6 protein-coding genes are annotated in these 6,827 nt (G+C 68.3%); 4 read left to right on the top strand and 2 right to left on the bottom strand.

The features are described 5' to 3' along the window. Window positions 1–202 precede the first annotated feature (202 nt). Both VI08_RS12605 and sbcB read right to left on the bottom strand, forming a co-directional pair. Entirely contained in the window at window positions 203–892 is a 690-nt protein-coding gene (locus VI08_RS12605; protein ID WP_045829925.1) for a DUF2461 domain-containing protein, read from the bottom strand. An 8-nt stretch (window positions 893–900) separates the two neighbouring features. After that, a complete protein-coding gene (sbcB, locus tag VI08_RS12600; protein ID WP_045829924.1) occupies window positions 901–2,325 on the bottom strand; it encodes an exodeoxyribonuclease I in 1,425 nt (474 codons plus the stop codon). 44 nt (window positions 2,326–2,369) lie between these two features. Here sbcB and orn point away from each other — a divergent pair, with 44 nt between their 5' ends. The 4 genes from orn (at window position 2,370) to VI08_RS12580 (ending at window position 6,547) form a co-directional block, all read left to right on the top strand. Continuing rightward, window positions 2,370–2,936 carry an oligoribonuclease gene (orn, locus tag VI08_RS12595; protein WP_045829923.1) on the top strand — a complete coding sequence of 189 codons (567 nt, stop codon included), beginning with the start codon at window positions 2,370–2,372 and terminating at the stop codon, window positions 2,934–2,936. A gap of 4 nt (window positions 2,937–2,940) precedes the next feature. Further along, window positions 2,941–3,846, top strand: coding sequence for a dihydropteroate synthase (gene folP / locus VI08_RS12590; protein WP_045829922.1), 906 nt, complete (start codon window positions 2,941–2,943; stop codon window positions 3,844–3,846). A gap of 291 nt (window positions 3,847–4,137) precedes the next feature. Then, on the top strand, window positions 4,138–5,541 hold the full coding sequence (gene glmM, locus VI08_RS12585) for a phosphoglucosamine mutase (protein ID WP_045829921.1): 1,404 nt from the start codon (window positions 4,138–4,140) through the stop codon (window positions 5,539–5,541). Between the two features lie 73 nt (window positions 5,542–5,614). After that, window positions 5,615–6,547, top strand: coding sequence for an isopenicillin N synthase family dioxygenase (locus VI08_RS12580; protein WP_045829920.1), 933 nt, complete (start codon window positions 5,615–5,617; stop codon window positions 6,545–6,547). Window positions 6,548–6,827: the final 280 nt, after the last annotated feature.

The following is a 6,827-nucleotide window of genomic DNA, read 5'->3' as shown; positions in this document are numbered from 1 at the left end:
GCGCACGGGTGTGCGCTCCTACGGGCCTACGGCCGCTCTCTTGTGCGGAACTCGCCTCGAGGGTGGGCACCAAGGACTCTTCGCCTCAACCCCACGCGCCATAGGCGGCGCGAGCCGCTGAAGCCATGCATTCGCTTCAGCGGATGAACCGATCAAAGAGCATCGCGCACAAGTGCGCTCCTACAAAGGCAGTGGGGGCGCTTTAGAATTCGAGTTCCTGTGCTGCGCAGAGGTAGTCCACCATCGGTGCCAGGCGCTTGAAATTATCCACGACGAACGGCAACAGTTCGGCCGAGCACGCCATGGCCTCGTCAAAATCCTGCCCCGCCGCGAAGTTCTTCCGCTTCAGGTCCTCGATCAGCTCGTGGTTCGCATCGTAGCCACGTGGTGGCCGGGTGAGGCTCTCGCCCCACCACGTGTAACGCTCCTGGAACGCCTTGCCGTGTGTCGCGCGCTTCCACGCATCGGGGTTGTCGGAGAGGAACTCGCGCAGGCTTTTTAGCACCGGCGGCTCGGGGTGCCACATGCCGCCGCCGACGAAGCACTCGCCGGGCTGTATGTGCAGGTAAAAGCCAGGCGCCTGGATCTCATGGCGGCGCGCGTGGAAGAAGCGCGAACCTTGCCAGGTCTTGTAGGGCTGCTTGTCGTTGGCGAAGCGCGTATCGCGGTGGATGCGGTACAACGAGCCACCGACCTTGCGCGGGTCGGCGCGGTACTGCGGGCTGATCTTCGCCAGCGGCGACTGCATGTCGGTGATGAATTGGGTGAACGGCTCGCGCACGTGGCGCTCGTAGTCGTCCTTGTGCTCGTGGAACCATTCGCGGCTGTTGTGGCGGCCCAGCGCCTTGAAGAACTTGAACGTGGCGGGCGTGAAATAAGCGGTGTGCGGCATGGTGGGCTCTAGAGGAGGGTTTCGCCCCAGGCCTCGAGCTCGTCGAGCAAGGGGATGGGGGCGCCCGGCAGCAGGCGCAGGGTGGCGAGTTCGGTGGTGTAATCGGCCAGCGTCAGGGTGGTGAGCGGGCCGTGGCGGGTGAGGCGATCGACACGGAAGGCCTCCCAGCGCGCGTACTCGTCCACGGTGAGCGTGTCGGGCCAGTTGCGTGCGCGGTAGCGGAACAGCAGCTCGGCATAGCGCGGGTCGCGGAAGGTGAAACGCCCACTGCCCAGCTGCGCCGGCGGCGTGCCGCGCACCTCGGCCAGCAGGCGGCGGTCGGCATCGGGCAGGAAGCCACCGTACAAGGCCAGCTCCGGGTCGCCCGCCGGCGGCAGGTCGGCCGCGTGGCCGTAGACCTGGCGCAGGGTCTCGGCGAGCCCGGGGGCGCTTTTCAGCCGCGCGAGGTTGGCCTCGACCACGGCCATGTCGAGCCCTAGCCGCGCGTGGTCCACGCCCTTCAGCACCGAGAGCGGCGCGAGGGCGGGCGCGTGGTTTGCCCGCACGGTGCGCAAGGCGATGCGCTCCACGCCCTCGGGCAGGTCGGCGCGGGCCACGAACACGCGGTCGGCGATGTCCTCCGCCGCGAGGCTGAGCAGGTCGGTCGGGTCGGCGGTGAGGTCGTAGACGATGACCTCGCCGGCGCGCGACGGGTGGGCGGCCAGCGGGGCGATGACGGTGAGGCACTGCCGGCTGGCCGGGTAGCGCGAAGAGACATGCACCACCGGCGTCATGGCGGCCACGTCGAGCAGTTCGAACACGCGCTGCTTGCGGCGCAGGGCGAAGTACCAGTCCCACAGCTTCGGCTGGTGCGTGCGGATGAGGCGGGCCAGGCCGATGAGGGCCTCCACGTCGCTGAGGGCGTCGTGGGCACGGTCCTGCTTCAGGTGGTTGGCCGTGGCCAGGTGCTCCAGCTTGAAGCTGGGCGTGCCGTCCTCGCGGGTGGGCCAGGTGATGCCCTCGGGGCGCAGGGCCTGGCACAGGCGCACCAGGTCGATCAGGTCCCAGCGGGAATTGCCGTGCTCCCACTCCCGGGCGTAGGGCTCGTAGAAGTTGCGGTACAACAGGTGGCGGGTGAACTCGTCGTCGAAGCGCAGCGAGTTGTAGCCCACGCCGCAGGTGCCGGGCAGGGCCAGTTGCTCGTGCACGACGGCGGCAAAATCGGCCTCGGAGAGGCCTTCGCGCTCGGCGTGCTGTGGCGCGATGCCAGTGATGAGGCAGGCCGCGGGCTGCGGGGGCATGTCGCGGGGCGGCTTGCAGTAGACCATGACCGGTTCGCCCACGATCGCCAGGCTGGCATCGGTGCGGATGCCGGCGAACTGGCTGGGGCGGTCCCGTCGTGGGTCGGCGCCGAAAGTTTCGTAGTCGTGCCAGAAGAAGGTCGGTTCGGCCATCGCGCCATCATCGCATGTAGACTGGCCGGTACAAAGGAGACCCCATGACGCAAGCGCACGAAGACAACCTCATCTGGATCGACCTCGAGATGACCGGGCTGGACACGGATAACGACTCCATCCTGGAGATCGCGACGATCGTGACAGACAAGGATCTGAACGTGCTCGCCGAGGGGCCGGTCTTCGCCATCAGCCACACCGACGCCCGGCTGCAGCAGATGGATGCCTGGAACCGCAACCAGCATGGCCGCTCGGGCCTGTGGGCGCGCGCGGTGGAATCCGATACGCCCCCCGATGAAGCCGAGAAGGCCACCATCGCCTTCCTGCAGCGGTGGGTGCCGGCCGGCAAGTCGCCCATGTGCGGCAACTCCATCTGCCAGGACCGCCGTTTCCTGCATCGCGAGATGCCGGCGCTGGAGCGCTTCTTCCACTATCGCAACCTCGACGTCAGCACCCTGAAGGAGCTCTCCCGTCGCTGGTCGCCCGAGATCGCCAGGGGCTTCGCCAAGGAGTCGGCGCATACGGCGCTATCGGATATCCGCGACTCCATCGACGAGCTGCGCTATTACCGCCGCTTCATGGGTGCCATCGGCGGCACCCAGCCCGGCTGAGCCCATGGTCGCCAATCTTTTCGCCACCACCCTCGATTGCAACGGCCGCGCGCTGGTGCTCGACCGCCCGCGCGTCGCGGGCATCGTCAACGCCACGCCCGATTCGTTCTCCGACGGCGGCCAGCACGCGTCGCTCGAGGCGGCCTACGCGCATGCCATGCGGCTGGCGGAAGAGGGCGCCGACCTGCTCGACATCGGCGGCGAAAGCACGCGTCCCGGCGCCGACGATGTGCCCGCCGCGGAGGAAATCCGCCGCGTCGTGCCCCTCATCGAACGTCTCGCCGCCGCCACGACGCTGCCCATTTCCATCGACACCTCCAAGCCCGAGGTGATGCGCGCCGCCGTTGGCGCGGGCGCGGGCCTCATCAACGACGTGTTCGCGCTGCGTCGCGAAGGCGCCCTGGACGCCGCCGCCGAGCTGCGCGTGCCCGTGTGCCTCATGCACATGCAGGGCGAGCCGCGCGGCATGCAAGAGAGCCCGAGCTACGACGACGTGGTGGGCGAAGTGCACCGCTTCCTCACCGACCGCCTGTTCGCCTGCGAGCTGGCGGGCATCGACCGCAAGCGGGTGCTGGTCGACCCGGGCTTTGGTTTCGGCAAGAACCTCGAGCACAACCTCGCCTTGTTGCGTGCCACGGCGCGTTTCGCGGAGCTGGGGGCAGGGGTGTTCATCGGGCTGTCGCGCAAGAGCATGATCGGCCAGCTGACGGGCCACGCCGAGCCGGCGGCCCGTGCCGCGGGCTCGGTGGCTGCCGCGCTCGTCGCGGTGCAGCGTGGCGCGGCGATCGTCCGCGTGCATGACGTGGCGCCCACGGTAGATGCCTTGAAGGTGTGGCAGGCGGTGAAGGAGGGCGACACGGCCCCCCGCGTCGACAAGCCCACCATGCCCCGCTGGCCGGACGACGAATAGCTATCTAACGGGAGCCGCGTGCCCTGTAGGAGCGCACTTGTGCGCGATGCTCTTTGATCGGTTCATTCGCTGAAGCGAGTGGACCGGTGAGAAAAGCATCGCCAGCAAGCTGGCTCCCACAAGAGAGCTGGCTCCCACAAGAAAGCTGGCTCCCACAAGAGAGCTGGCTCCCACAGGACAGCTGCCCCCCACAGGGCAAGTGGCTACCACCTCCGGACAGGCCAACCGCGAGGGGTCACGGGCCTCGTCGGGTCGGCGTATCATTCGCCGTCCCTGGAAGGATTTAGAGCCATGAGCGAACGTAAATACTTCGGTACCGACGGCATCCGTGGCCAGGTCGGCAGCTACCCCATCAGCGCCGACTTCATCCTCCGCCTCGGCCGCGCCGCCGGTGCCGTGCTCGCGCGCCGCCGCGCCGCCGATAAGCGCCCGGCCGGTACCGGCAGCGAACGCCGCGACCCCCACCGCAAGGTCATGGTCGTCATCGGCAAGGACACCCGCGTTTCCGGCTACATGTTCGAAGCCGCGCTGGAAGCCGGCCTCGTGGCGTCCGGTGCCGACGTGCGCATGCTCGGCCCCATGCCCACGCCGGGCGTGGCCTACCTCACGCGCTCGCTCCGGGCCGATGCCGGCATCGTCATCAGCGCCTCGCACAACCCGCACCAGGACAACGGCATCAAGTTCTTCTCCGGCCAGGGCGAGAAACTGGATGACGCCCTGGAAGCCGAGATCGAGGCCGAGCTCGAGGCCGATTTCGCCACGGTGCCCTCCGAGGCGCTGGGCAAGGCCAAGCGCGTGGACGACGCCGTCACCCGCTATGCCGAGTTCTGCAAGAGCACGGTGGCCGACGAATTCTCGCTGGCCGGCATGCGCATCGTCCTGGATTGCGCCCACGGCGCCACCTACCAGGTGGCCCCCAAGGTATTCACCGACCTCGGCGCGGAGGTCACCACCATCGGCGCCGAGCCCGATGGCCTGAACATCAACCGCGAGGTCGGGTCTACCTCCCCCGAGGCGTTGGCGCGCACCGTGGTGGAGAAGGGCGCCGACCTGGGCATTGCCTTCGACGGCGACGGCGACCGCGTCCGCATCGTCGACAAGGACGGCACGGTCACCGACGGCGACGACATGCTCTACGTCATCGCCCGCCACTGGAAAAAGAAGGCGGCGCTGCCGGGGCCGGTGGTTGGCACGCTGATGAGCAATTACGGCCTGCAGCGCGCGTTGAAGCAGCTGGAGATCCCCTTCGTCCGCGCCAACGTGGGCGATCGTTACGTGCTGCAGCAGCTGAAGGAACACGGCGGCGTCCTGGGCGGCGAGACCTCTGGCCACGTGCTTTGCCTGGACCGCTTCACCACGGGCGATGGCATCGTCGCCGCCCTGGCCCTGCTCGAGGTGCTGGCCCAGACGGGTGAAACCTTCGCCCAGGCGCGCGCCGGCCTGGTGAAGCTGCCGCAGACCATGCTGAACGTCCGCGTGGAGGGTGCCAAGGCGGCCCTGGCCAGCGTGACCGTGAAGCAGGCCCTGGCCGAGGTGGAAGCCGCCCTCGAAGGGCGGGGGCGCGTGGTGCTGCGTGCCTCCGGCACCGAACCGCTGGTGCGCGTCACCATCGAGGCGGCGGACGCCGCCGAGGTGGACCGGCTGGCGGGACACCTGGCTGAGGCCGTAAAATCCGCAGCCCAGGCCGTCGCCTGAGCCCAAATCACGCCTCCGGCCGGCGCGGTCACCCCGCGCCGGCTTTTTCATGCCCGAAATGCAGGTTACCCAGATGAAGAAGGTCCCCACCCTCGATATCCGCCGCTATGAGACCGACCGTGACGCGTTTGTCGCCGAGCTCGGCGCCGCGTACCGCGAATTCGGCTTCTGCTGCATCAGCGGCCACGGCATTCCCAAGGAAGCCATCGATGGCGCCTACGACGCCTTCAAGGCCTTCTTCGCCCTGCCGGACGACGTGAAGCGCAAGTACCACATCCCCGGTGGCGGCGGCGCCCGCGGCTATACGCCGTTCAAGGTGGAAACGGCCAAGGATTCGAAGTTCGCCGACCTGAAGGAGTTCTGGCACGTGGGCCGGGAGATCCCGCGCGACTCGAAGTTCGCCGACGTGATGCCGCCCAACGTGTGGCCGGCCGAGGTGCCGTCGTTCCACGCGGCGGGCTATGGCCTGTACCAGGCGCTGGATAACCTCGGTGTGCGCGTCCTGCGCGCCCTGGCCCTGCACATCAACCTGCCGGAGACCTTCTTCGACGACAAGGTGGACGTGGGCAACTCCATCCTGCGCCCCATCCATTACCCGCCGATCACCCAGGTCGACGTGCCCAATGTCCGCGCGGGCGCCCACGAGGACATCAACTTCATCACCCTGCTGGTGGGCGCCAGCACGGCCGGGCTCGAGGTGTACAGCGACGGCGGGTGGCTGCCGATCACCAGCGAGGGCGATGCCATCGTGGTGAATATCGGCGACATGCTCCAGCGCCTCACCAACCACGTGTACCCGTCGACCACCCACCGGGTGACCAACCCGCAAGGCGACGCGGCCCGCCAGCCGCGCTACTCGGTGCCGTTCTTCCTGCACCCGAACCCCGACGTGGTCCTGGACGTACTCCCGTCATGTATCACCCCGGATAATCCGAAGCGTTACGACACGCCGATCACCGCGCACGAGTACCTGCAGGAACGCCTGCGCGAGATCAAACTGATCTGACGACCCCTTAGCGGGTTTTTCACCGGGGAGGCCCCACAGTGGGCCTCCCCGGCACACTCGTCCCCGGAGCAACCCGCCATGACTTCCCGCCCGCGCCCGCAGGCCAAGCGTTCGTCACCCCGTAAAAAAGGTTCCGGCCGTTCGGCCGCCGTCCGCGCGCGCCGCGCCCGCACGGTCAAGGCCCGCGGCAGGGCCTGAAAGCCCCGCGCCACGTAGGAGCCCACACCCGTGGGCGACAGCTGTTCGCGAAGAACTGTCGCCCACGGGTGTGGGCTCCTAC

It is taken from the genome of Luteibacter yeojuensis, assembly GCF_000964085.1.
Taxonomy (GTDB): Bacteria; Pseudomonadota; Gammaproteobacteria; order Xanthomonadales; family Rhodanobacteraceae; genus Luteibacter; species Luteibacter yeojuensis_A.
Note: the sequence above shows the minus strand (reverse complement) of the source record. Positions and strands in the feature narration are given on the sequence as shown.